This window comes from Rhodanobacter aciditrophus (genome assembly GCF_042679525.1).
In the GTDB taxonomy this organism is placed as follows: Bacteria; Pseudomonadota; Gammaproteobacteria; order Pseudomonadales; family Marinomonadaceae; genus Marinomonas; species Marinomonas aciditrophus.
Window position 1 is genome coordinate 124,536 of record NZ_JBHTMN010000012.1, and the last position, 23,232, is coordinate 147,767.

24 protein-coding genes and 2 tRNA genes are annotated in these 23,232 nt (G+C 45.8%); 24 read left to right on the forward strand and 2 right to left on the reverse strand.

Going from position 1 to position 23,232, the window contains the following annotated elements:
• Positions 1–129 precede the first annotated feature (129 nt).
• The 17 genes from trhP (at position 130) to nadA (ending at position 15,019) form a co-directional block, all read left to right on the forward strand.
• The gene (trhP, locus tag ACFQ45_RS11490) at positions 130–1,488 is read left to right on the forward strand and encodes a prephenate-dependent tRNA uridine(34) hydroxylase TrhP (protein WP_377367798.1); all 1,359 of its coding nucleotides are present in this window, start codon (positions 130–132) and stop codon (positions 1,486–1,488) included.
• A gap of 75 nt (positions 1,489–1,563) precedes the next feature.
• A complete protein-coding gene (gene cysD / locus ACFQ45_RS11495; protein WP_377367800.1) occupies positions 1,564–2,559 on the forward strand; it encodes a sulfate adenylyltransferase subunit CysD in 996 nt (331 codons plus the stop codon).
• Positions 2,560–2,576: 17 nt separating this feature from the next.
• A complete protein-coding gene (gene cysN / locus ACFQ45_RS11500) occupies positions 2,577–4,190 on the forward strand; it encodes a sulfate adenylyltransferase subunit CysN (protein ID WP_377367802.1) in 1,614 nt (537 codons plus the stop codon).
• A gap of 63 nt (positions 4,191–4,253) precedes the next feature.
• The gene (locus tag ACFQ45_RS11505; protein ID WP_377367804.1) at positions 4,254–4,739 is read left to right on the forward strand and encodes a hypothetical protein; all 486 of its coding nucleotides are present in this window, start codon (positions 4,254–4,256) and stop codon (positions 4,737–4,739) included.
• A gap of 165 nt (positions 4,740–4,904) precedes the next feature.
• The gene (aspS, locus tag ACFQ45_RS11510) at positions 4,905–6,674 is read left to right on the forward strand and encodes an aspartate--tRNA ligase (RefSeq protein WP_377367806.1); all 1,770 of its coding nucleotides are present in this window, start codon (positions 4,905–4,907) and stop codon (positions 6,672–6,674) included.
• 119 nt (positions 6,675–6,793) lie between these two features.
• Positions 6,794–7,348, forward strand: a complete 555-nt coding sequence (gene ruvC, locus ACFQ45_RS11515) for a crossover junction endodeoxyribonuclease RuvC (RefSeq protein ID WP_377367808.1) — start codon at positions 6,794–6,796, stop codon at positions 7,346–7,348.
• Between the two features lies 1 nt (position 7,349).
• On the forward strand, positions 7,350–7,949 hold the full coding sequence (gene ruvA, locus ACFQ45_RS11520; RefSeq protein ID WP_377367810.1) for a Holliday junction branch migration protein RuvA: 600 nt from the start codon (positions 7,350–7,352) through the stop codon (positions 7,947–7,949).
• A 10-nt stretch (positions 7,950–7,959) separates the two neighbouring features.
• Entirely contained in the window at positions 7,960–8,970 is a 1,011-nt protein-coding gene (gene ruvB, locus ACFQ45_RS11525) for a Holliday junction branch migration DNA helicase RuvB (RefSeq protein ID WP_452600458.1), read from the forward strand.
• Positions 8,971–8,980: 10 nt separating this feature from the next.
• Positions 8,981–9,655, forward strand: a complete 675-nt coding sequence (gene tolQ, locus ACFQ45_RS11530; protein ID WP_377367814.1) for a protein TolQ — start codon at positions 8,981–8,983, stop codon at positions 9,653–9,655.
• Positions 9,656–9,657: 2 nt separating this feature from the next.
• Positions 9,658–10,080 carry a protein TolR gene (gene tolR, locus ACFQ45_RS11535; protein ID WP_377367816.1) on the forward strand — a complete coding sequence of 141 codons (423 nt, stop codon included), beginning with the start codon at positions 9,658–9,660 and terminating at the stop codon, positions 10,078–10,080.
• A gap of 3 nt (positions 10,081–10,083) precedes the next feature.
• The gene (tolA, locus tag ACFQ45_RS11540; RefSeq protein WP_377367818.1) at positions 10,084–11,055 is read left to right on the forward strand and encodes a cell envelope integrity protein TolA; all 972 of its coding nucleotides are present in this window, start codon (positions 10,084–10,086) and stop codon (positions 11,053–11,055) included.
• Positions 11,055–12,356: a Tol-Pal system beta propeller repeat protein TolB gene (gene tolB, locus ACFQ45_RS11545; RefSeq protein WP_377367820.1), complete on the forward strand. Its 1,302-nt coding sequence runs from the start codon at positions 11,055–11,057 to the stop codon at positions 12,354–12,356. The genes tolA and tolB overlap by 1 nt, the downstream gene beginning before the upstream one ends.
• Before the next feature lie 20 nt (positions 12,357–12,376).
• Positions 12,377–12,961, forward strand: coding sequence for a peptidoglycan-associated lipoprotein Pal (gene pal, locus ACFQ45_RS11550; RefSeq protein ID WP_377367822.1), 585 nt, complete (start codon positions 12,377–12,379; stop codon positions 12,959–12,961).
• On the forward strand, positions 12,961–13,722 hold the full coding sequence (ybgF, locus tag ACFQ45_RS11555) for a tol-pal system protein YbgF (protein WP_377367824.1): 762 nt from the start codon (positions 12,961–12,963) through the stop codon (positions 13,720–13,722). The genes pal and ybgF overlap by 1 nt, the downstream gene beginning before the upstream one ends.
• Before the next feature lie 43 nt (positions 13,723–13,765).
• Positions 13,766–13,841, forward strand: a tRNA-Lys gene (locus ACFQ45_RS11560).
• A gap of 19 nt (positions 13,842–13,860) precedes the next feature.
• Positions 13,861–13,936, forward strand: a tRNA-Lys gene (locus ACFQ45_RS11565).
• A gap of 36 nt (positions 13,937–13,972) precedes the next feature.
• Complete coding sequence (nadA, locus tag ACFQ45_RS11570; RefSeq protein WP_377367826.1) at positions 13,973–15,019, forward strand: quinolinate synthase NadA; 1,047 nt, start codon at positions 13,973–13,975, stop codon at positions 15,017–15,019.
• Positions 15,020–15,065: 46 nt separating this feature from the next.
• Here the strand turns inward: nadA and ACFQ45_RS11575 are convergent, their stop codons facing one another.
• On the reverse strand, positions 15,066–16,472 hold the full coding sequence (locus ACFQ45_RS11575) for a M48 family metallopeptidase (RefSeq protein WP_377367828.1): 1,407 nt from the start codon (positions 16,470–16,472) through the stop codon (positions 15,066–15,068).
• Positions 16,473–16,502: 30 nt separating this feature from the next.
• On the opposite strand from ACFQ45_RS11575, the gene ACFQ45_RS11580 reads away from it, so the two are divergent.
• Together ACFQ45_RS11580 and ACFQ45_RS11585 are read left to right on the forward strand one after the other, a co-directional pair.
• Positions 16,503–16,748, forward strand: coding sequence for a sulfurtransferase TusA family protein (locus ACFQ45_RS11580; protein WP_377367830.1), 246 nt, complete (start codon positions 16,503–16,505; stop codon positions 16,746–16,748).
• A 3-nt stretch (positions 16,749–16,751) separates the two neighbouring features.
• The gene (locus tag ACFQ45_RS11585; protein ID WP_377367832.1) at positions 16,752–17,834 is read left to right on the forward strand and encodes an AI-2E family transporter; all 1,083 of its coding nucleotides are present in this window, start codon (positions 16,752–16,754) and stop codon (positions 17,832–17,834) included.
• A 48-nt stretch (positions 17,835–17,882) separates the two neighbouring features.
• Here ACFQ45_RS11585 and bcp read toward each other — a convergent pair whose 3' ends face one another.
• Complete coding sequence (bcp, locus tag ACFQ45_RS11590; RefSeq protein WP_377367834.1) at positions 17,883–18,329, reverse strand: thioredoxin-dependent thiol peroxidase; 447 nt, start codon at positions 18,327–18,329, stop codon at positions 17,883–17,885.
• 180 nt (positions 18,330–18,509) lie between these two features.
• On the opposite strand from bcp, the gene dapA reads away from it, so the two are divergent.
• From dapA to ACFQ45_RS11615, 5 genes are all read left to right on the forward strand, one after another.
• Positions 18,510–19,388, forward strand: coding sequence for a 4-hydroxy-tetrahydrodipicolinate synthase (gene dapA, locus ACFQ45_RS11595; protein ID WP_377367836.1), 879 nt, complete (start codon positions 18,510–18,512; stop codon positions 19,386–19,388).
• A gap of 3 nt (positions 19,389–19,391) precedes the next feature.
• Entirely contained in the window at positions 19,392–20,483 is a 1,092-nt protein-coding gene (locus ACFQ45_RS11600; protein ID WP_377367838.1) for a hypothetical protein, read from the forward strand.
• 37 nt (positions 20,484–20,520) lie between these two features.
• The gene (purC, locus tag ACFQ45_RS11605; RefSeq protein WP_377367840.1) at positions 20,521–21,237 is read left to right on the forward strand and encodes a phosphoribosylaminoimidazolesuccinocarboxamide synthase; all 717 of its coding nucleotides are present in this window, start codon (positions 20,521–20,523) and stop codon (positions 21,235–21,237) included.
• A 61-nt stretch (positions 21,238–21,298) separates the two neighbouring features.
• The gene (locus tag ACFQ45_RS11610) at positions 21,299–22,540 is read left to right on the forward strand and encodes a lipoprotein-releasing ABC transporter permease subunit (RefSeq protein WP_377367842.1); all 1,242 of its coding nucleotides are present in this window, start codon (positions 21,299–21,301) and stop codon (positions 22,538–22,540) included.
• A complete protein-coding gene (locus ACFQ45_RS11615) occupies positions 22,533–23,225 on the forward strand; it encodes an ABC transporter ATP-binding protein (RefSeq protein ID WP_377367844.1) in 693 nt (230 codons plus the stop codon). Before ACFQ45_RS11610 ends, ACFQ45_RS11615 begins: the two co-directional genes overlap by 8 nt.
• The last annotated feature ends 7 nt before the right edge of the window (positions 23,226–23,232 follow it).

The window sequence follows — 23,232 nt, forward strand, 5'->3', positions numbered from 1 at the left end:
AGCGCTCTAAAATTATGATGTGTATCAAAGAAAGGCTGACTTGTTCAGCCTTTCTTGTTTTTGGGCTTCGGATACCTTTTGAGAGTTGGATAGAATGCGCGGCATTTCTAACTTGTATAAAGATTGATTATGACTGAATTGCTTTCTCCTGCGGGCACGTTAAAAAACATGCGTTATGCCTATGCATACGGAGCGGATGCGGTATACGCAGGCCAACCCCGCTACAGCTTACGTGTGCGCAACAATGACTTCACCATGGCAAACCTTGCTCAAGGAATTGAGGAGGCTCATGGCATGGGTAAGAAGCTCTATGTTGCGACCAATATTGCTCCTCACAATGCAAAGATTAAAACCTTTATAAAAGATATGGAGCCTGTCGTGGAGATGGGGCCGGATGCCCTTATTATGTCTGATCCTGGGTTGATGATGCTGATTAAAGAGAAATGGCCGGATATGCCAATCCATCTTTCAGTGCAAGCAAATGCGGTGAATTGGGCGACGGTTAAGTTTTGGCATAACTTTGGCCTAGAGCGCGTGATTTTGTCTCGGGAGTTGTCCTTAGATGAAGTGGGTGAAATTCGTCAGATGGTGCCAGAAATGGAGATCGAGACTTTCGTTCATGGGTCTTTGTGCATTGCTTACTCAGGGCGCTGTTTGTTGTCTGGGTATTTTAATCGTAGGGACCCAAACCAAGGCACATGTACCAATTCTTGTCGTTGGCAATACGATGTGAAATCAGCAGTGCAGGATGAGAATGGAGACATTGTCCCTGCAGACGGTAGTCATCTTAAAGGTGTGCAAAGCTTTGATCCGTCAGACTTTATTGCACCAACGTTAGGTGAGGGTAAGCCTTTTGATGATGTAGTGTTGCTTCGTGAACAAGGTCGTGAAGGTGAGTTTATGCCCGCCTTTGAGGATGAACATGGTACCTACATCATGAACAGCCGTGACCTTCGTGCGATTCAGCATGTTGAAAAGTTGATCGAATTGGGTGTGCATTCATTAAAAATTGAGGGGCGCACCAAGTCCCATTTTTATGCAGCCCGTACTGCTCAGCTTTATCGTCAGGCCATTGATGATGCGATTCATGGTCAGCCATTTGATATGTCATTGATGGATAAGTTGGAAGGTCTGGCTAACCGGGGTTATACAGAGGGCTTTTACCGCCGTCATGTGCACGATCAGTACCAAAACTACCAATACGGAAACTCTATTTCAGATCGTCAGCAATTTGTGGGAGAGATGCTGGATTGGCACAACGGATGGCTAACAATAGAGGTGAAAAACCGCTTCAAAGTGGGGGACTCTATTGAGTTGATTACTCCTAAAGGCAGCATGCTATATCAGATTGAGGTGATGGAGAACTTGAAAGGGCAGACGATGGCGGTAGCACCGGGATCTGGTCATAAGGTGAGAATTCCTTTGCCTGTTCAGCCAGAGCAGTTGGCGTTGGGGTTGGTGATGCGCAACTTACCTAATGGTCATTGAATTGGGTTAAAAATGAATTCTATTTAAGAAGGCTCGTTATGAGCCTTTTTTAATATCCATATGCCATGAAAGTCTATGTGCTATGGTTTTTATAACTTTCCGGCATGTTATAGTAAGCGAAATGCCGAAGCCTTAAAATTTTCGAGACGAGATACTATGACAGTTACAGAGGCAAGACTGACTCACCTTAAACAGCTAGAAGCTGAGAGTATTCACATTATTCGTGAAGTGGCCGCCGAGTTTGATAACCCGGTGATGTTGTATTCTATTGGTAAAGATTCAGCGGTGATGCTGCATCTTGCTATGAAGGCCTTCTACCCAGGTAAGCCACCATTTCCGCTACTACATGTGGACACTGGTTGGAAGTTCAAGGAAATGATTAAGTTCCGTGATGAGCTGGTCGCGAATCTTGGTCTTGATCTATTAGTGCACCAGAATCCTGACGGCCTTGCACAAGGTATTGGTCCATTCACTCACGGTAGTGCTGTGCACACCGATGTGATGAAAACCCAAGGCTTGAAACAGGCGCTTGATAAATACGGCTTCGATGCAGCCTTTGGTGGCGCCCGTCGTGACGAAGAAAAATCCCGCGCGAAAGAGCGTGTTTACTCTTTCCGTGATAAGCAACATCGCTGGGACCCAAAAAATCAACGTCCAGAATTGTGGAATATTTACAACGGTAAAGTGAATAAAGGCGAAAGTATTCGCGTATTCCCTCTTTCTAACTGGACTGAGTTGGATATCTGGCAATACATCTACCTAGAGAGCATTCCAATTGTTCCTCTTTACTTTGCTGCTAAACGTCCTGTGGTTGAGCGTGATGGCGTTCAAATCATGGTGGATGATGAGCGTATGCCTTTGAAAGAAGGTGAAGTGCCTGAAATGAAATCAGTGCGTTTCCGTACCCTTGGATGTTACCCACTGACAGGTGCGGTTGAGTCCGAAGCGGACACTTTACCTGAAATCATTCAAGAGATGCTTTTGACTAAAAGTTCAGAGCGTCAAGGCCGTGTCATCGACCACGATTCTGCGGGTTCGATGGAAGAGAAGAAGAAGCAAGGTTATTTCTAGGGCTAGGAGTTTTAAGAATGTCTCATCAATCAGAATTGATCAGTCAAGATATCCTTGGCTACCTAAAACAGCATGAAGAAAAAGATCTGCTTCGCCTTCTTACTTGTGGCAACGTAGATGATGGTAAAAGTACATTAATCGGTCGTTTATTACATGACTCTAAGTTGATTTATGAAGATCATTTAGATGCCGTAAAACGAGACAGTAAAAAGTCTGGCACCCAAGGTGAAGAAGTTGACTTGGCGTTACTTGTTGATGGTCTTCAAGCAGAGCGTGAGCAGGGCATTACGATTGATGTGGCTTACCGTTACTTCTCAACTGAGAAGCGTAAGTTCATCATTGCGGATACTCCTGGGCACGAGCAATACACTCGTAACATGGCTACCGGTGCATCGTCTTGTGATCTTGCGATCATCTTGATTGATGCTCGCTACGGTGTACAAACCCAGACACGTCGACACAGCTACATTGCCTCTTTGTTAGGGATTAAGCATGTAGTGGTTGCTGTTAATAAAATGGATTTGGTGGATTTCTCAGAAGACAAATTCAACGAGATTCGATCAGACTACCTAGAATTTATTGAGCAGTTGGGTAACCGTAAGCCTGAGGATGTTCATTTTGTACCTATGTCTGCCCTCAAAGGCGACAACGTAGTAAATGCTTCAGAGCAAACGCCTTGGTATCAGGGTGGCCCTCTGATGGAGATTCTGGAATCGGTACAGATTAATCGTGACGTGAAGAGCGATGCGTTCCGCTTCCCTGTGCAATACGTTAACCGTCCGAACCTAGACTTCCGTGGTTTCGCTGGCACTATCGCAGCGGGTCAGGTGAAGCCTGGTGATGAGATCGTGGCATTGCCTTCAGGTAAGAAGTCTAAAGTAGCTGAGATCGTTACTTATGACGGCAACCTTGAAGTGGCTAAAAAAGGCCAAGCGGTCACCATTACCCTGGAAGATGAAATCGATATCAGCCGTGGCGATATGATTGTGCACCCAGGTGAAGAGCCTGAGATCAGTGCTAACTTACGAGCGTCTGTTGTTTGGATGTCTGAACAGCCGTTGGTGCCAGGTAAGCTTTATAACTTTAAGCTGGGCACGCAAACGGTTCCAGGTAAAGTGCATCACGTTAACTATCGTGTTGACGTTAACACGCTTGAAAAGACCGAAGTTGATCAAGTTGAGCTTAACGTTATTGCGGACTGTGTCATTAGCTTTGACGCGCCAGTGGCATTTGATAACTACCAGTCGAGCCCATTAACGGGTGCGCTGATTGTGATTGATCGTCTATCAAACGTCACTGTTGGTGCTGGTATGGTAGAAGAGACGGTTGGTGATCTTGATGCGGATACGGTTGTTACGGCTGAAGAGCGTGCAGGGCGTTTGGGTCAGAAACCTGCAGTAGTGGCTTTGGCTACTGGTTCTAAGGTAGATGCGCAGCAACTTGAGCGTTCATTGTTGCGTCGCGGTGTCGTGGCCTTGGCCAAGCTTGATGCGACAGTTGGCGAAGCCGAGTTACTGAAACAGACAGGTGTTGTAGTTGTGGTGGCGGATGCAGGTATCGCTGATATTGAACTGACAGAAGGTAATGTAGAAGATGTTGCCGAACAAATTTTGTCGACAGTTCGCCTGTAAATAAGCGTTAAATCGTGTATAAAAAGCCACTGAATTTCAGTGGCTTTTTTGTTTGTGAAGAAAATGTTTTTAAAGAATCTGCATCAGGCTTTAATTGAATATGGCGTGAAACGGGTAAGGGTGTCTAAAGACGCAGCAGACCAAGCCCGAAGTGCTGCTACCGACCGTGAGAGTGTAGCGGAGACCAAGTGGGATACCTTTGGTTTGGAGAATTCATACCTTGCCCATGGGCAATCGGTGCGGGTGGCTGAGTGTGAAGCGGACCTTGCCTATTTTCACAAACTGTCTTTTGCAAAGACACAAGAAGTTGTTGTCGGTTCTGTAATGCAGCTAGAGCGTGATGACGGTTGGAGTCGAATCGTAATTCTCTCTGCCCGTTGTGGTGGAGGAGAGTTCATTTGTGATGATCAATATGTATTGCTGGTCACGCCGCAAACACCTCTCGGTCAGTCGTTGCTTCATAAAGAAGAGGGTGATGAGCTGCAGATGAAAAGTCGTGGAGTCGATCAAATTGTCGAAATTACCCGAATATTCCTGCCCCAAGATTAGAAATTTAGGTCACACCCTAGAGAGTCCTTGACGCTTGGCATATAATGCTTGGCCTTTGAAAGACTTAAGAGGTTTTGGTTGTCTAAAAAGTGAGCTTAAAGGCTCGGCAACGAGAACTCAGAACAACATTAACGCTCAAGATGAGACGGTAATAGGATACAAATTATGCGCAGCCATTATTGCGGCGAGTTAACAGCAAAAAACATTTCAGAAGAAGTCACTCTTAGCGGCTGGGTACACCGTCGCCGCGACCATGGTGGTGTTATTTTCTTGGATCTTCGCGATCGTGAAGGTTTGACTCAAGTGGTATTTGATCCAGATCGTGCCGACAGCTTTGCCCTAGCAGACAGCTGCCGTAGTGAATTTGTGGTTCAGATTAAGGGTGTTGTTCGTGCTCGTCCAGAAGGGACAGTTAACCCAAATATGACCACAGGTGAGATTGAGGTTTTGGGTCACGAGCTAGAAATCCTAAACCGAGCGGCAACGCCTCCATTCCAGCTAGACGACCACCAAACAGTAGGTGAAGACATTCGTCTGAAGAATCGTTTCATCGATTTGCGTCGTCCAGAAATTCAACAGAAACTACGTTTCCGTTCAAAAGTAACGTCTGTATTGCGTCGTTACCTAGACGAAAATGGTTTCTTAGACATTGAAACGCCTATTTTGACCCGCGCAACCCCAGAGGGTGCACGTGACTACTTGGTGCCTAGCCGTACTCACCAAGGTAGCTTCTTTGCCTTGCCTCAATCGCCACAGTTGTTTAAGCAGTTGTTGATGGTGTCTGGCTTTGATCGTTACTACCAAATTGCAAAATGTTTCCGTGACGAAGACTTGCGTGCAGATCGTCAGCCTGAATTCACTCAGATTGACTTGGAGACCTCTTTCCTAGGTCAAGAAGACATCATGACCCTAACCGAGGGTATGATTACGAATTTGTTTAAAGAGTTGAAAGATGTGGATTTGGGTACCTTCCCGCGCATGCCTTTCTCTGAAGCAATGGAAAAATACGGTTCTGATAAGCCAGATTTGCGTATTCCACTGACTATTGAGACAGTGTCTGACTTAATGACAGAAGTTGACTTTAAAGTCTTCTCTGGTCCTGCGTCTGATCCTAAAGGTCGTGTTGCAGCATTGAAGGTGCCAGGTGGCAATGCCTTAACTCGTAAGCAGATTGACGAGTACACTAAGTTTGTAGGTATCTACGGTGCGAAAGGTCTGGCTTATATTAAAGTAAACAATAAGTCTGATCTGGAAGAAGGGTTACAGTCTCCAATTGTTAAATTCTTGCCTGTAGAAGTGCGTCAAGCTTTGCTTGATCGTGTGGAAGCGCAAGATGGTGATTTAATCTTCTTTGGTGCTGACCAAACTAGTGTTGTTAACGAAGCGCTAGGTGCGTTGCGTTGTAAGCTAGGTGCTGATCTTGACCTATATACCTGTGAGTGGGCGCCGCTTTGGGTAGTTGACTTCCCAATGTTTGAAGAAACATCTGACGGTGGCATTACAGCTATCCATCACCCATTCACTGCGCCGTCTTGTTCTCCAGAAGAGCTTCAGGCAAACCCGCTGACAGCTCTTTCTCAGGCCTATGACATGGTTCTAAATGGAACCGAGCTAGGTGGTGGCTCTATCCGTATTCACCAAGCAGAAATGCAGCAAGCAGTGTTTAAATTGCTGAATATCTCTGAAGAAGAGCAAGAAGAGAAATTTGGTTTCTTGCTGGATGCGTTGAAGTTTGGTGCGCCGCCACATGGTGGTTTGGCATTTGGCTTGGATCGCTTGGTTATGCTAATGACGGGGTCTGCATCGATTCGTGATGTGATTGCCTTCCCTAAAACGCAAAGTGCTACTTGTCTGTTGACTCAAGCGCCTGGCGAAGTCAGCGATAAACAACTTAAAGAGCTGAGCATTCGTGTTCGTAAGCCAGTTGTTGAGTGATTTAGCGTAAGTTTATAAAAAAAAGGGCCGCATATGTGGCCCTTTTTTGTATCTAGGATTGCATTGCATTACTGGGGCTGGTGAAATATACAGTATCTTAATGGTTAAGTGGTTAGGCTGTGGCTTCTACACGTATATTGGCGATTGACCCAGGTTCTCGGGTGACGGGGTTTGGTGTTATTGATGTAATAAATGGCAAGGCACGTTATGTGAGCAGTGGCTGCATTCGTCTTCCTGATGAAAATTTGCCCATCCGTTTAAAGCGCATTTTTGAGTGTGTCTCCCAAGTGATTGAGGAGTTTTCACCAAAGGAATTTGCCATTGAAGAAGTGTTCTTGGCAAAAAATGCCAATTCTGCGTTAAAGCTTGGGCAAGCCCGTGGCGCAGCGATCGTGGCGGCGGCTATGGCTGATTTGCCTGTTTTTGAATATGCCGCACGGCGCGTGAAGCAGTCTGTCGTGGGTAATGGTAATGCTGATAAGTCACAGGTTCAGGCAATGGTTCAATTGCTAATGTCTTTGGAATCAACGCCCCAGGCTGATGCGGCGGATGCCTTAGCTATTGCCCTATGTCATTCAAATACCCGGACTTCGGATGGTTTGGAATATGGTGTTGGTAAACGCGCCGGACGAACGTCAAAGCGTTGGCAGCAATCTGATTTAAGGAAAGCTTAAAATGATAGGTCGAATTGTTGGGGTGCTGGTTGAGAAGTCCCCTCCTGAATTGTTGGTCGATGTGGCTGGTATAGGCTACGAGGTGACGGCCTCCATGAGTACTATTTATGAATTGCCTCCCATTGGTCAGCAGGTCACCTTGCATACGCACTTTCAAGTTAAGGAAGATGCTCAATCCTTGTATGGCTTCGTCACAAAGGATGAACGAGCATTGTTTCGCATCCTTATTAAGGTCAATGGTGTGGGGCCTAAAATGGCTTTGGCCATATTATCTAGTATGTCTCCGTCTGAGCTCATTGAAGCTGTCCAGGAGTCCCAAATCACCTCATTAACTAAAATACCGGGTGTGGGTAAGAAGACTGCCGAGCGTTTGGTTGTGGAGTTACGTGATAAACTTGGTGCCGCGGCAAAACAAGACTTGTTTACTACGAAGGCTGTGGTGCAGCAGGTGACAACAGATCCTAGGCAGGAAGCAGAGTCAGCCTTGGTGGCGTTAGGCTATAAGCCACAAGAAGCCGCACGGGTGATTGCTAAGTTGCCTAAAGATGACTCCGACAGTGAGTCTCTAATTAAAGCGGCATTAAAGAGTACGTTGAGATAAAACAAATATGATAGAGCATGACCGTATAATCTCTCCTCAAATTAAGGGTACTGAAGGACAGGTTGATCGGGCGATACGCCCCCAATCGTTGCAGGAGTATATTGGACAGCCTGTTGTTAAAGAGCAGATGGATATTTTTATTCAAGCGGCTCGGCAGCGGGGGGAGCCTTTAGATCATTCCTTAATATTTGGTCCTCCAGGCTTGGGTAAAACAACCCTTGCTAACATCATTGCAAATGAAATGGGGGCGGAGATAAAAACCACTTCTGGCCCGGTCTTGGAAAGAGCAGGAGATTTGGCGGCTCTGCTGACGAATCTAGAAGAAGGTGATGTGCTTTTTATTGATGAAATTCATCGCTTAAGTCCAGCCATTGAGGAGGTGCTTTATCCTGCCATGGAAGACTATCAGATCGATATTATGATCGGAGAAGGGCCGGCAGCTAGATCCATAAAAATAGAGATTCCTCCCTTCACTTTAGTGGGTGCGACGACCCGTGCGGGCTTACTTACGTCACCTTTACGCGATCGTTTCGGAATAGTGCAACGTTTGGAGTTTTATGATGTCCAATCTCTCACTACAATCGTACGTCGTTCTTCACAAAAGCTTGGCATCGATCTAGATGATGAGGGTTGCTTCGAAGTGGCTCGTCGTTCTAGAGGTACGCCGCGGATTGCCAATCGATTGTTGCGCCGTGTCCGTGATGTGGCTCAAGTGGGTGGTGATAGCATTGTCGGTCAGAAAGTTGCCCAGCGCGCACTAGATATGTTAAGTGTAGATAACCAAGGGTTTGACCACTTGGATCGACGTATGTTATTGACTATGATAGAAAAGTTCGATGGCAGGCCTGTAGGGTTAGACAGTATTGCCGCAGCGGTGGGCGAAGACAAAGATACCATCGAAGATGTGATCGAGCCCTTTTTGATTCAGCAAGGTTTTGTGATTCGTACGCCACGGGGACGTCAAGTGACTAAGCGTGCCTATGAACACTTTAATTATCAACTCCCTCAAGATTTAGAATAGAGGAATACAAATGTCCATATGGGGCTTGATTGCCAGCGCGAGTATTGTCGTGCAACTTGTAATGCTAACTTTGTTGTTGGCTTCAGTATTTTCTTGGATTGTTATTTTTCAGCGGATTCGTGTTCTTAAAAAGGCGAAAACCGTAAGACGTCAGTTTGAAGATCAGTTCTGGTCAGGGATTGACCTAAGTAAATTATACCGGATGCTTACGACGGAAGGTCGTAAAGTAGAGGGGATGGAGAATATCTTTACTGCGGGTATCAAAGAGTTTACTCGTCTACGTCAGCATCAGGGAGTTGATCCCGATGCGGTGATGGAAGGTGTAGAGCGTGCTATGCGTGTTGCCTTATATCGTGAAGAAGAAAAGTTAGATGCGCATTTGCCTTTCTTGGCAACTGTAGGCTCTATCAGTCCTTACGTTGGCTTGTTTGGTACTGTGTGGGGGATTATGCATTCCTTTATTGGTTTAGCAGAAGTGCAACAGGCTACCTTAGCAACCGTCGCTCCAGGTATTGCCGAAGCACTTATTGCTACGGCCATTGGTTTGGCGGCAGCCATTCCAGCAGTTGTGGCTTATAACCGCTTTTCTGCTAACGCGGAATCCCTTGCTTCTAGCTATGAAAACTTTGCTAACGAATTCAGCAGTGTCTTGCACCGCAAAGTGCATGCTCGCGAAGGAAATTAATTATGGCTTTGAGAAATCGTATCAAGCGCCGTAAGCCCGTTGCAGAAATAAACGTCGTCCCTTATATCGATGTTATGTTGGTGTTGCTGGTTATCTTTATGATTACTGCTCCCATGCTCACCCAAGGGGTGGATGTGGAATTGCCCAATGCTAATGCGGCGCCGATGCAAAACGATGAATCCGATGTGCTGATTGCTTCCGTAGATAAGGATGGGAATTATTATGTTGATTTAGGGGGTGAGCAGTCTTCCGTCTCCCTAGAACAATTAAAGTCCCAAGTGACAAAGGTGCTAGCCCAGAATCCACGGTTACCAATTTTGGTTCGAGGTGACAAAAATGTGCCCTACGGTGATGTCGTAGGTTTGATGGTGGCTCTACAGGGGGCAGGGGCGCCCAACGTAGGTTTAGTAACGGAGCCCGAATAGTTCATGAAGTGGACTGATAAGGAAAGTTATTCGCTACCTGTTGTTCTGGCGGTTGGTCTTCATGTGGTCGTTTTAGGGGCCGGTGTTGTCGCTATGGCATTTGGCGATAATACGCCGCCAGCCCCGAAGCGTCCGCCTATTGTTAATGCCACGGTAGTGGATGTGGCTGATACCATCATAGGTAAGCGAGAAGCTGAAAAACGTCAGTCTGAGATCGCTGCTGCAAAAGCTGCTGAAGAGGCAAAACGTAAAGCCCAAGAGGCGGCTAGACAGCAAGCTGAGCGTCAGGCGATTGAAAAACAGCGTCAAGCAGCAAGAGCAGCCCAAGAGCGAAAAGAGGCAGCTGAGCGCAAGGCAGAAGCAGATCGTCAGGCGGCCATTAAGCGCAAAGAAGCGGAACAAGAGCGTGCGCGTAAGGCCGAACAAGAGCGTAAGCTTGCTGAGCAACGTAAAGCTGAACAAGAGGCGGAGCGTAAGAAGCAAGCAGAAGCTGAGCGTCAGCGTAAAGCGGAAGCAGAGCGCAAGCGTCGAGAGCAAGAGCGGGCGGAAGAGTTGGCTCGCCAGCGAGAAGCGGAGCGTAAGGCTGTTGAAGAAGCGCGACGTAAGCAGGCGGAAGCCGAAGTTCAGAAGGCTATAGCGGAAGAAGAAGCAAGGCAAAGGGCCATTGAAGAAGGTCAAGCCGTTCAATCAATCAGTAGTTTGATTATGGATAGAATTGCTTCGGGTTGGATTCGCCCCCCAAGCGCACGTAATGGCATGACCACTAAGTTACGTATTGGTTTTTTACCAAATGGTGAAGTGGCAAGTGTTGATGTGGTAGAGGGAAGTGGTGATGCGTTGTTTGACCAGCGTGCTAAGGATGCGGTCAGCCGAATGGGGCGTGTTGAAGAATTAGCGGATATTGATTACGCGATCTTTGAACGTAACTTCAGGCAGATTGAGTTGTTGTTTAACCCCCAAGATTTGAGAAATTGATGAAAACCAAAGTTTTATTTTCAGTTATTTTGGCTTGTGTGATGGCGTTTTCTTTGCCTGCGCGGGCCCAGTTGGTTATTGAGATCACCAGTGGTGCTGATCAGCTTCTTCCTATCGCGGTAGTGCCATTTGGCTATACTGGTTCAACCCCATTGTCCGAAGATATTGCTGGGATCGTGGAAAGTGATTTAAAGCGAAGTGGTGTGTTTGAATCCATACCGCGTCAAAATATGCTGAGTCTGCCTTCATCTTCCCAAGACATCTCCTATCGGGATTGGCGTTTACTCAAGGCAGATTATGTCATTGTTGGTAGTGTTACCCCAAATGAAGGGGGTACTTATCGGGTTGCCTATGAGTTGGTGAATGTTTTAACTCAAAAGCGTGTAGGTAATAAAGAAGCCCTGGATGTTCGACCTAGTAATTTTCGTGATGCGGCTCACTACATAAGTGATAAGGTTTATGAGCAGTTGACAGGTATTCGCGGTGCTTTCAGTACTCGAATTTTGTATGTGACTGCAGAAGGTGACAAAGCTGCTCCAACATTCAAATTGCAGGTTGCTGATGCGGATGGTTATCGACCTCAGGTGGTTGCGTCGTCAAAAGAGCCTATCTTATCCCCATCTTGGAGTGCTGATGGGCGCTACATCGCCTATGTGATGTTTAGAAATCGCCGTCCTAATATCTTTATTCAAGAGCTTGCCACAGGTCGCCAGCAGCAATTGGCTCAGTTTAGAGGGTTAAATGGTGCTCCGGCATGGTCACCGGATGGTAAAAAATTAGCACTGGTATTGTCCAAAGATAATAATCCAGAAATTTACACACTTGATATCGCTACCAAAAAGCTTGAACGTATGACTAATCATTACTCGATTGATACGGAGCCAAGCTGGGAGCCCGATGGCAAGGGTATTATTTTTACGTCTGATCGAGGTGGCAATCCACAGATTTATCGACTAGACGTAAATAGCAAGGACGTTGAGCGAGTAACGTTTGAAGGGGAATTAAATACCCGCGCACGTATCACGCCTGACGGACGTTATTTAGTGACCGTACAGAAAAATGACGGTAACTATCATATCGCACTTCAGGATATGAAAACTGGACGGGTGCAAGTTTTAACCGAAACCTATCTTGATGAATCACCAAGTATTGCGCCAAATGGCAGCATGGTAATGTACGCAACTACTGAGAATAGAAAAGGAATTTTGGCAGTTGTTTCCGTTGATGGGCTTGTTAAATATAGGTTACCATCGGCAGACGGAGATGTACGTGAGCCTGCTTGGTCTCCGTATTTTAAATAGCACACTTTAAGGAGCTAACAATGAGTGTAAGTAAACTGGGTAAGTTCGCTGTAGTGGGTCTGTCAGCAGCTTGGTTGGCTGGCTGTAGTACAACTGCTACAGAATCTGATAACGCTGCAATGGCAGAGGAAGGCACTGGTACTGAAGCAGCCGACACTATGGCTGAATCTGACGATGCTACTTACGGTGCAGGCGAAAACGGTGGTGTATCTAGCGTAATCGTTGAAGATGACGCAGCCATGGCTGCTGACATGCAAGACGTAGATCCTCTAGAAGGTGTTGCAACTGTGTTCTACTTTGACTTCGATAAGTCAATTGTACGACCAGCTGCTCGCGAAGCGCTTGCTAAGCACGCTGAATTTCTAATTAACAACCCAGATGCGCGCATTGTGCTAGAAGGTCACGCAGATGAGCGTGGTACTCGCGAGTACAACATGGCATTGGGTGAGCGTCGTGCGAAAGCAGTGTTACGCTACCTAACTATTCAAGGTGTTGCTGCTTCTCAGATCGAAACTGTGAGCTTTGGTGAAGAAGTGCCAGTTTCTTTCGGCCATGATGATGATTCTTGGCAGCTAAACCGTCGTGTTGAGGTTCGTTACGAGTAATGAGTAATCGACTCACGATGAGCTCCGTTGCATTGGTGCTGACATTGTCAGCACCAATCGCAATGGCTGCGGATCAAGAAAATCGCGGAATTTCTGCAAGTGTTGCTGCGGATCTGTTATATCAGCTTGAGAATTTACAATACGAAGTATCACAACTTCGTGGGAAAGTTGAAGAGCAACAACATGAAATAAATAAAATGAAAGCGCTACAGAAAGATCGCTATATTGATCTTGATAGACGTATTTCTAATGCTATTACACAGCGCCAAGCGGTCCCTGAGACGAGTGCGCCTGTACCTCAGTCTAGCACATCTGTGTCTTCTGCTGGTGTTACTTCAGCACTTCCCACTGCAGCGGTTCGCCCTGCAGAATTATCACCAGCCAGTGATGAGGCGAAACAGGCCTATCAGGCTGCTTATGAGCTTATTAAAAACAGAAACTTCGAGTCAGCTCGAGATGCTTTCAATAAGTTTGTGATGGATTACCCTAATAATCAGCTTACCGGTAATGGCCATTATTGGTTGGGTGAGTTGGCTCTAGTATTGGGTGATCAAGGTATTGCTTTAGTAGAATTTAAAAAAGTTGTAGACGAGTTTGCTGGTCATGCGAAAGTGCCGGATGCGGTTTATAAACTGGGCATTGTTAACGATCAAATGGGTAACCAAGCGTTAGCTAAAGAATACCTGCAGCAAGTGATTAACCAATATGGTGATTCTAATGCTGCGAAGCTTTCCACTAATTATTTGAATAATATGAAATAATTACTTGTTTTCTGCGTCAGCTGCTGTAGTATACGCGCCCGTTGGGTCGTTAGCTCAGTTGGTAGAGCAGTTGACTTTTAATCAATTGGTCACTGGTTCGAATCCAGTACGACCCACCAACTCTTCTTTTCTTGTGATGGGTCGTTAGCTCAGTTGGTAGAGCAGTTGACTTTTAATCAATTGGTCACTGGTTCGAATCCAGTACGACCCACCATCACATCTGTAACAGCCCAGTCCAAGGGGTTACTCAATGTCAGAATTAGTCGATAAAGTAGCGCTACGAGATACCGTTCAAAAATACTTATCCGAAGCCGAAGAGTCACTTAAAAAGCCTGTGGTGGATAACCAAGCCCTACGTGACGAAATCAAAGCCTTACTTAAAGCCAAAAATGCCGTATTGGTGGCGCACTATTACACCGAGGATGCCATACAAGAATTGGCGGAAGAAACGGGTGGTGTCATAGCTGACTCCCTTGAGATGGCGCGCTTTGGTGCAGAGCACCCAGCTGAGACACTGGTTGTGGCTGGCGTTAAGTTTATGGGGGAAACCTCCAAAATTTTAAGCCCAGAGAAAACTGTCCTTATGCCAACGCTTGAGGCAACCTGTTCTTTGGATATCGGTTGCCCTGCGGATGAATTTGCAAAATTTTGCGATGCGCACCCGGATCGAACCGTGGTTGTGTACGCTAATACGTCCGCAGCGGTAAAAGCTAGAGCGGATTGGGTTGTGACGTCAGCCATTGCATTGGATGTTGTTCAGCATTTATCAGATCAGGGCGAAAAAATCATCTGGGCTCCTGATCAGCATTTAGGGCGATATGTTCAGACTCAAACGGGTGCGGATGTACTTCTTTGGGACGGTGCTTGCATTGTTCATGAAGAGTTTAAAGCAAAAGGGATCCTAGATCTTAAAGCCATCTACCCAGATGCCGCTGTTCTTGTTCATCCTGAATCTCCACAGTCAGTGGTAGAAATAGCGGATGTGGTGGGTTCAACTTCTCAGTTGCTAAAAGCATCACAAACCCTTGAGAATGAGACTTTCATTGTTGCCACAGATCGCGGCATTTTTTACAAGATGAAACAGGCCTCTCCTGGTAAGCGTTTTGTGGAGGCGCCTACAGCTGGTTCTGGGGCCACTTGCCGTAGTTGTGCTCATTGTCCTTGGATGGCGTTGAATTCCCTTGAGCTTCTAAGAAATGCTTTGCGCGATGGGACCGATGAGATTCATGTGGATGAAAGTGTTCGTGTGGATGCATTGAAGCCTTTGCAGCGAATGTTGGATTTTAAAAAGTCCTAACAACCCTCGGATCTACAAAAAAAAGCAGCCTCTGGCTGCTTTTTTATTATCTAATATCCTGCTGTTTCTGTGCCTCTCTAATTCGCTCAAGGTGCTGTTTGCTTCGCTCGATTTCTTGTTTTAGAGGGGGTTCTGCAGTCCTAAGAGCCCTGTTAATAAGATTTAGTGCTGCTAATTCCCAGCCGCGGCTGAAGTCGAGTAATCCTTGGTAATAGAGTGCTGCCTCATGGTTGTTTTGCTTACGTGCGACGGCAATGTTGTTGCGGTAGGTCATGCGCTTCTCATAACCTAGAGCGTCATCTCTGGTCCTTAGGTATTGGTCAGTTTGATTTGCTTGGGATAAAAGGTACTGAAAGGTCCTGTCATTAGGTGATAAAAGAAGCCTTTCATTAACTGTTTGTTTGAGTCCGCTTAAGTCATTCTTAGCCAATGAAATTAAGCCTTCAAGATATTTAGTAAATTGAGTGACCTCGTTGACTTGATTGATATGAGATTCAGCGTCCTTGATGTGGTGAATAAGCAGTGCGGCTAAGGCGTTGGCAAAGTGTTGCTGATCTCTGTTGGTGACATGACGAGCAATGAAATTAGAGTATTGATTGCCTTCAATGGCCGCCCGATACGCAATAAGGGTTGCGCGAAAATATTGAAATTCATTTGAAGAGGGCTCAAATACTATGGAGTCCTCTGGATCGGCGGTTAGCGTATCGCTAACCCGTGTTTGCGGAAGCGGATGGGTCGATAAAAATTCAATGCGATTGGAGCCTAGAGATTGGCGCTGCAATGCGCCCAATAAGTGAGCCATTCCATAAACAGGGAGCCCTGATGCTAGAAGCAGCTCTCTGCCGCGTCTATCGGCTTCTTGTTCTTGTGCTCGTGAGTGTCTTAGATAGTTTTCCTGCTGGTTGGCGATTCCACCTAGCCAAAGTGCAGAGGTGGCTTCACCATTGCCGGCGGATGCCGCAGCAATCCCCGCCAGTAACATCATGAGGGTTTTGTTTTGTTCATTGCGCTGGGATTCAAGGGTTCGCTCATAGTGATTTAGTTCAAGGTGGGCGATCTCATGAGCAAGTAATCCTAAAAATGCCGCTTCATCAGTGATAATGCGCATAATGTCTGAGTAAATAAAAAGGTGGTTCCCAGGGATAACAAAAGCGTTGCTTTGGGAACTGTTTAGCAAACCGATGTCTATGGTTTTGTTGTATAAGTCGGTGTTGGGAACTAGCCGGGACATGGCATCCTGCAAGTATTGGTAAGCAGGGGGGAATTCTATGAGTCCAGAGCTGCCGCTCAGTTGTCTAAACCAGTATTGACCTAGAATATATCCAGGATTAGATAGGGCTCTTTCATCTTGATTGTTGGCGAAATCGGGTAAGGTGTTGGCTACGGTTAGGGGAGAGCTGAAAAATATTATCCCTATGAGTAGCTTGCTGATTTTCAAAAAAAAATGTCTCATACTGACCTGGGTAAACTATCGGAATAAACTATGTCTGATGTAAATGAGTATGACGTAATCGTTGATGCAAGAGAAGAGCGTTGTCCTATGCCGCTCCTCAAAATGAAACTTGCTCTTGCTAAAATGACTGTTGGCGAATGTGTGTGTGTCTTCGCGACAGATGAGGGCTCAAAGAAAGATATTCCCCATTACCTTGAAATGGTTGGGATGAGCTTGGTAGATACGGGGGAAACCGATGATTCCGGGTTCTATTTTGTGGTAAGAAAGGGTGAATGATAAATGTTTCGTGTTGTAGATAACCTTTTAAAGCGTTACTTGTCCAACGAAGAAGTTGTGATTTTTATCCTTTTGTTGGTGTTTGTGTTGGGTGTCGTTGCTCTATGGGGGGGCGTTTTAGCACCTGTGTTTATTGCCGTGGTTTTGGCTTTTTTGTTGCAGGGGCTTATTAATTTTCTTAAAAGCATTGGCTTGTCCCACAACCTTAGTGTCACGGTAGTTTTTATAGCCTTTGTTACGGCCTGCGGTGCTTTTATTGGCATAATGGTGCCGATCATCTGGAAGCAAGCTGTTCGTTTTGTTAACGATTTGCCGCGCATGTTTGGGGATTTTCAGGTTTTTGTCCAATCTTTGAGCGCTGAGCATTCTGCTTATGTGAGTCAGGCTGCTGTTGATGAAGTGGTCAATTTGTTGGCGGCTGAATTGGGGAGTGCGGGACAATGGCTGGTAACGTATTCGCTTTCTAGCATTCCTTCCGTGTTTTCTTTGGCTCTGTATCTGGTGTTGGTGCCTTTGGTGATGTTCTTTTTATTAAAGGATCAAGAAAGCATCATTGCTTACATGACTTCTTGGTTGCCAAAAGAGCGTAAAATGATTCGTAATATTTCCCATGAAATGAATGATCAAATCGCTAACTATATACGTGGCAAAGTCATTGAGATGTTGGTGGTGGGGGTTGTTTCCTTCCTGGTATTTTGGTTCTTTGATTTGCGCTACTCCGCGTTGCTTGCACTTCTGGTTGGTTTGTCTGTGCTGATCCCATATATTGGTGCGGCAGCAGTGACCATTCCTGTGGTCTTAGTGGCTTTTTATCAGTTCGGTAGTTCTAATGAGTTTTGGTATGTCTTTGTAGCATACGTGGTGGTTCAGGCTTTGGACGGTAATGTCCTGGTGCCACTGTTATTTTCTGAGGCGGTAAACCTGCATCCTGTCGCAATCATTGTGGCTGTGTTGTTTTTTGGTGGGGTTTGGGGGTTTTGGGGTGTGTTTTTCGCTATTCCGCTTGCCACCTTGGTGAAAGCGATTATCAACGCTTGGCCTAGGGCTCATGTGGAGCCGCCATTATTACAAAATGCTGATAAGTAATTTGATTTTGCCTAAATGCCCAGCTTGGTCCAGCTGGGCTTTTTCGTTTTAGAGTATCTGTGCTGCGTGCTCTTTGGTTTTGACTTTTGTTATGATGTCTTGGATTTTACCTTCTTCATCAATGATAAAAGTGGTGCGTACCGTTCCCATGTACTCTTTGCCCATGAACTTTTTAAGCTGCCATGTGCCATATAATTCGTGAACGCTCTTGTCTTCATCTGAGATGAGGGTAAATGGAAGTTCGTATTTGTTGATGAAGTTTTGATGGCGCTTTTCTGAGTCTGGGCTGATGCCAAGGATTACGTATCCAGCGTTAGTTAGATGATCTATGTTATCCCTCAGGTTGCAAGCTTGGGCGGTACAGCCGGGTGTAGAATCCTTTGGGTAGAAATACAAGACAATTTTTTTGCCTCGGTAGTCGCTTAATTTTATGGCTTCACCGTTTTGATCTTTTGACTCAAAGTCTGGTGCTTGGTCGCCAATCTTAAGGCTCATAGTGATCTCCATTCAGGTGTCATTGTTCAACTTTTAGTAAGACTAATTCATTTACGAAGGTGTTAGTTTACTGGATCTGTAAACTAACCTAAATATTCCATTCTAAGGCTGTTGTCGTGTTGTATAGGGTAAGCGTGAGCGGTAGTATATGCACGCTTAAATGAATGTGGAGATTCAAGAATGATCACTGGAAGCCTAGTCGCGCTTATCACCCCAATGAAGCTGGACGGAACTATTGATAAGCAAAAGCTAGATGAGCTTGTCGAGTTCCATATTTCGGCTGGCACCCATGGCATCGTCGCGGTTGGTACAACCGGTGAATCCGCAACGTTAACTTATGATGAACATGCGGATGTTATTCGTCAGGTAGTAGAAAAGGTCAATGGGCGTGTGCCCGTTATCGCTGGCACAGGGGCAAACTCCACCCACGAAGCGATTGATCTAACTCAGCGAGCTAAAGAAGCGGGCGCTGATGCATGTCTCTTAGTGGTTCCTTATTACAATCGTCCAACCCAAGAGGGTTTGTATCAACATTTTAAAGCCATTTCTGAGGCCGTTGACATTCCACAGATTCTTTATAATGTTCCTGGTCGTACGGCCTGTGACATGCTTAACGCAACGGTAATCCGTTTAGCTGAACTTCCTAATATTGTTGGTATCAAAGACGCCACAGGTGACTTGGCTCGGGCAAAAGAGTTAATCGAGTCAACACCCGCTGAATTTGCCGTGTATTCCGGTGATGATCCAACGGCACTTGGCTTAATGCTATTGGGTGGCAAGGGGAATATCTCAGTTACAGCAAACATTGCGCCACAACAAGTGGCAAAAGTAGCTGAGCTGGCATTGCAGGGTGATGCGGAAGCTGCACGAGAGATTGATGCTAAGATTTCTCCGTTGCATAAAGATCTATTTGTTGAACCAAATCCAATTCCAGTGAAGTGGGCGGCTGCAAAGATGGGGCTTTGTGAGCAAAGCATACGTTTGCCGCTAACAGAACTTTCCCCTGAATATCATGCCCGTGTACTAGATGCTTTAAAAAACGCTGGAGTTAAGGACTAACTCATGAATAAATTATTTGTAATGACCACTGTTTGCTCTGCTTTAGTGTTAGCAGGTTGTTCCAGTGTCGTGAAAGATCATGGTTTGGACTATCAAACCGCAGAGTCAAATGAAAAGACTTTAGTTGTACCTGAAGGTGCAGAGCCAGTTAAAGACCGTTTAGTTATTCCTAATGAGTCTAATGTGGCAGACTTAGAGGCCTCTGGCGAATTTGAAGCACCTAGGGCTCCATTCTTGTATCAACCTCTAGCTGATGTGTCATTCTCCTTGCTAGGGGATCAGGCAACCATGACGGTTCCCACAGACATCAATCGAACTAAGGCGCTATTTAAGAGTTACTTAGCGACATTAGCGACCGAGGAAGAGCCTGAAACCATCGAGACTGACGAGGGTGATGTTTTAATCAGCAAACCTATTCAGCTTGAGAAGCAGGGGTTCTGGGCCCGTACATGGTCTTCTATCACCCGTCTATATCCTGAAAAGTATCAATATAAAGCATCCTTTTCTGAAACAGGTAACGGTACTGATGTCGCATTTCAGGTACTGGTACACAAAGATGGTGAACAAACAGTTGCTGAGCTTAATGATGATCAGGCGCCTACATCTATGGCTCTGAACTCATGGTATCATGTTGCTAAAAAGATCAGTGAAGACAGTGTATTGCTTTCGGATCAAGGTCGAGATGATCTGACGCGCTCGACAGTTTGGGTCAACCAGAGAGGCGAGTATGCTTACTTCTTAGGTAAGAATTTTGACCCTGCTACCGTAGACAACTTTGTATCAGCCCAAATGGATTTCTATGTAGTAGAAGATGACGCTGGTGTTAAAAGTCTTTCCATGATCCCTTCAGATGAAGTGCCCCGTGTTGGTGATGTGGTTCCTTTAACCGTCCCTATGCGTGATCAGGATGGCACAACAAAAGAGATGAAGTTGTTCAACGTGTACCGACGTGACCTAGATGATGTGGAATGGACCCATCGTACATACCCATATCAGGTTATAAAACAGCAAGAAGGTTACTTCTTGAAAGTCGATACATCGGCTGTTGAATTTCCTCGTTTGGTTTCATATCGAATACTTTCAATGTTCGAGTAATAATTTTCCCCTTACAGTACTAACCGGAGACCCTCCAATGGAAAAACGACAAGAGCTATATGCAGGTAAGGCAAAATCGGTATTTCGTACCGATGACCCTGATAAAATGGTTCTCGTGTTTCGTGATGATACGTCTGCTTTTGATGGTAAAAAAGTGGAGCAATTGGATCGTAAAGGCATGGTGAACAACAAGTTCAACGCTTTTATCATGACTAAGCTTCAAGAAGCTGGTATCCCAACACATTTTGAAGCATTGCTAAGCGACAACGAGTCTCTTGTTAAGCGTTTAGACATGATGCCAATTGAGTGTGTTGTGCGTAACGTCGCAGCAGGCAGTTTATGTCGTCGTCTAGGTGTTGAAGAAGGTTTGGAACTAAATCCACCAACCTTTGAACTATTCCTTAAAAACGATGCCTTAGGTGATCCTATGATCAACGAATCTCACGTTGAATCGTTCGGTTGGGCTGATCCTGCGCATCTGGCCAAAGCAAAAGAGCTGACCTACAAAGTCAATGATGTTCTAAAAGCTTTGTTTGCAGAAGGTGGCATGACTTTGGTGGACTACAAGCTAGAATTCGGCTTGTTCAACGGAGAAGTGCTCCTTGGTGATGAGTTCTCCCCCGATGGTTGTCGTCTTTGGGATGCCCAAACCAAAGAAAAATTAGACAAAGATCGCTTCCGCCAAGGTCTTGGTGGAGTGATTGAGGCCTACGAGGATGTAGGTCGACGCATTGGCATCGATTTTGATGCCTAATGTAAGTTGTTTTATAGAAGGGGCTTAGGCCCCTTCTTTTGCTTTAGGAACAAGAGAGAGTATGAATCTACTACCCGTAAAAATAGGCTTACGTTACGCTAGGGCGAAGCGGGCAAATCATTTCATTTCTTTTATCAGTTTTTCTTCGATTGCAGGTATAGCTTTAGGTGTGGCCGTTTTAATTACAGTGTTATCTGTAATGAACGGGTTTGATCGAGAATTACGTGAGCGTATTTTAGGGATGGTGCCACATGCGACCTTGTGGGGTAATCCTACCTTGGTTGATTGGCGAGAGACGGTCGATCAGGTGTCAGAGATGCCTGGGGTGAAAGCTGTGGCGCCTCATATTCAGGCACAAGTGATGTTCCAGTCCGCAAGAGGAGTTCATGGGGCCTTGTTAAATGGGGTGCAGCCGGATCTGGAAAACAAGGTGTCGATTATCTCAAATCACATGACGAGTGGTTCTTTGGAGGATCTTCGTTCAGGGGAGTTCGGTATTGTTTTGGGGGAGCAGTTGGCCCGCATGCTAGGCGTGCGAATGGGGGATAAAGTTACCGCTTTGCTACCCAAAGCCAATGTTTCGATTGCTGGAATTACTCCAACTTTAAAGCGTTTTACTCTAGTGGGGACGTTTAAAGTGGGAGCGGAATTAGACAGTAGTTTTGCCTATATAAACATACAGGATGCGGCTCGACTGAAGCGCTACGATCAAGATGATGTGGAAGCCCTACGCATCTCATTTGATGATCTGTTCAAAGCGCCTGATTTGATTTGGGACATCGCTAGAGCCGTTCCAGGTCAAAATAAAGTCAGTGACTGGACGCGTACCCACGGTAATTTATTCCAAGCTATCAAGATGGAAAAAACCATGATTGGCTTATTGCTGCTGCTGATTGTGGCCGTGGCTGCATTTAATATTGTCTCTACGCTTGTGATGGTTGTGACGGATAAGCGGACTGATATTGCCATTCTTCGTACCATGGGCTTAACCTCTAGTCAGGTCATGGCGGTGTTTGTCGTGCAAGGAATCTTTATCGGATTATTAGGGACTTTAATTGGTTTGGTTTTAGGGGTGACGGCTGCGTTAAACGTTAGTGATGTCATTGCCTGGATTGAACAGTTGCTTGGCATACAGTTTTTGAGTGGTGATGTGTATTTTATCAGTTACTTGCCGTCCCAATTGGAATGGAGTGATGTTCGGTTCATTGTGGGCTGTGCGTTTGTAATGACGGTTCTCGCAACACTTTATCCAGCGTGGCGTGCGTCCAAAGTCGAGCCAGCGGAGGCGCTACGTTATGAGTAATCCAGTATTAGTGAGTCGAGGACTTTCTAAAACCTATCGTGATGGCAAAAAAGACATTGTTGTATTTGACGATATTAATTTCGAGCTGCATACCTCGGAAGCCGTTGCCATAGTTGGTAGCTCCGGCTCTGGCAAAACCACCTTGTTAAATTTATTAGCAGGCTTAGATCGATCTTCAAGTGGCAAGGTCGAAATTGATGGTCAAGATTGGCTGTCTATGAAGGATGCTAAGCGGTCCAAGCTGCGGAACTCCACTGTTGGTTTCGTGTATCAGTTTCATCATTTGTTGCCAGAGTTTTCCGCGCTTGAGAATGTCATGATGCCTCAGCTTATTGCGGGGGTGTCGAACGCTAAGGCGCAGCAAAAGGCTCTTGGTTTGTTGGCGGATGTTGGATTAACAGATAGGGCGCAGCACCGTCCAGCTCAGTTGTCTGGTGGCGAGCGCCAGCGGGTGGCAATTGCTAGAGCCTTGGCAAACGATCCTGTCTGCGTGCTGATGGATGAGCCTACAGGTAATCTAGATGAAACAACGTCTAAAGATATTCAACAATTAATTGTTAAGTTGAAGCACGAAAAGCAGATGGCGTTCTTGATCGTAACCCACGATGAGAAAATGCTTACATGGATGGATCGAGCATACCGATTGAGTCAAAAGACGTTAAATAGTATTGCGTTAGGCGAGTAAGTTAAAA

Bases quoted from the DNA above. Each gene is read 5' to 3' on its own strand.
- ACFQ45_RS11580 (WP_377367830.1), top strand. From the start codon at position 16,503: ATGTCTGATGTAAATGAGTATGACGTAATCGTTGATGCAAGAGAAGAG.
- ACFQ45_RS11585 (WP_377367832.1), top strand. From the start codon at position 16,752: ATGTTTCGTGTTGTAGATAACCTTTTAAAGCGTTACTTGTCCAACGAA.
- ruvA (WP_377367810.1), top strand. From the start codon at position 7,350: ATGATAGGTCGAATTGTTGGGGTGCTGGTTGAGAAGTCCCCTCCTGAA.
- tolB (WP_377367820.1), top strand. From the start codon at position 11,055: ATGAAAACCAAAGTTTTATTTTCAGTTATTTTGGCTTGTGTGATGGCG.
- dapA (WP_377367836.1), top strand. From the start codon at position 18,510: ATGATCACTGGAAGCCTAGTCGCGCTTATCACCCCAATGAAGCTGGAC.
- pal (WP_377367822.1), top strand. From the start codon at position 12,377: ATGAGTGTAAGTAAACTGGGTAAGTTCGCTGTAGTGGGTCTGTCAGCA.
- tolR (WP_377367816.1), top strand. From the start codon at position 9,658: ATGGCTTTGAGAAATCGTATCAAGCGCCGTAAGCCCGTTGCAGAAATA.
- nadA (WP_377367826.1), top strand. From the start codon at position 13,973: ATGTCAGAATTAGTCGATAAAGTAGCGCTACGAGATACCGTTCAAAAA.
- trhP (WP_377367798.1), top strand. From the start codon at position 130: ATGACTGAATTGCTTTCTCCTGCGGGCACGTTAAAAAACATGCGTTAT.
- cysD (WP_377367800.1), top strand. From the start codon at position 1,564: ATGTGCTATGGTTTTTATAACTTTCCGGCATGTTATAGTAAGCGAAAT.
- ACFQ45_RS11575 (WP_377367828.1), bottom strand. From the start codon at position 16,472: ATGAGACATTTTTTTTTGAAAATCAGCAAGCTACTCATAGGGATAATA.
- aspS (WP_377367806.1), top strand. From the start codon at position 4,905: ATGCGCAGCCATTATTGCGGCGAGTTAACAGCAAAAAACATTTCAGAA.
- bcp (WP_377367834.1), bottom strand. From the start codon at position 18,329: ATGAGCCTTAAGATTGGCGACCAAGCACCAGACTTTGAGTCAAAAGAT.
- ACFQ45_RS11600 (WP_377367838.1), top strand. From the start codon at position 19,392: ATGAATAAATTATTTGTAATGACCACTGTTTGCTCTGCTTTAGTGTTA.
- ybgF (WP_377367824.1), top strand. From the start codon at position 12,961: ATGAGTAATCGACTCACGATGAGCTCCGTTGCATTGGTGCTGACATTG.
- tolQ (WP_377367814.1), top strand. From the start codon at position 8,981: ATGTCCATATGGGGCTTGATTGCCAGCGCGAGTATTGTCGTGCAACTT.
- ACFQ45_RS11615 (WP_377367844.1), top strand. From the start codon at position 22,533: ATGAGTAATCCAGTATTAGTGAGTCGAGGACTTTCTAAAACCTATCGT.
- ACFQ45_RS11610 (WP_377367842.1), top strand. From the start codon at position 21,299: ATGAATCTACTACCCGTAAAAATAGGCTTACGTTACGCTAGGGCGAAG.
- ACFQ45_RS11505 (WP_377367804.1), top strand. From the start codon at position 4,254: ATGTTTTTAAAGAATCTGCATCAGGCTTTAATTGAATATGGCGTGAAA.
- tolA (WP_377367818.1), top strand. From the start codon at position 10,084: ATGAAGTGGACTGATAAGGAAAGTTATTCGCTACCTGTTGTTCTGGCG.
- cysN (WP_377367802.1), top strand. From the start codon at position 2,577: ATGTCTCATCAATCAGAATTGATCAGTCAAGATATCCTTGGCTACCTA.
- purC (WP_377367840.1), top strand. From the start codon at position 20,521: ATGGAAAAACGACAAGAGCTATATGCAGGTAAGGCAAAATCGGTATTT.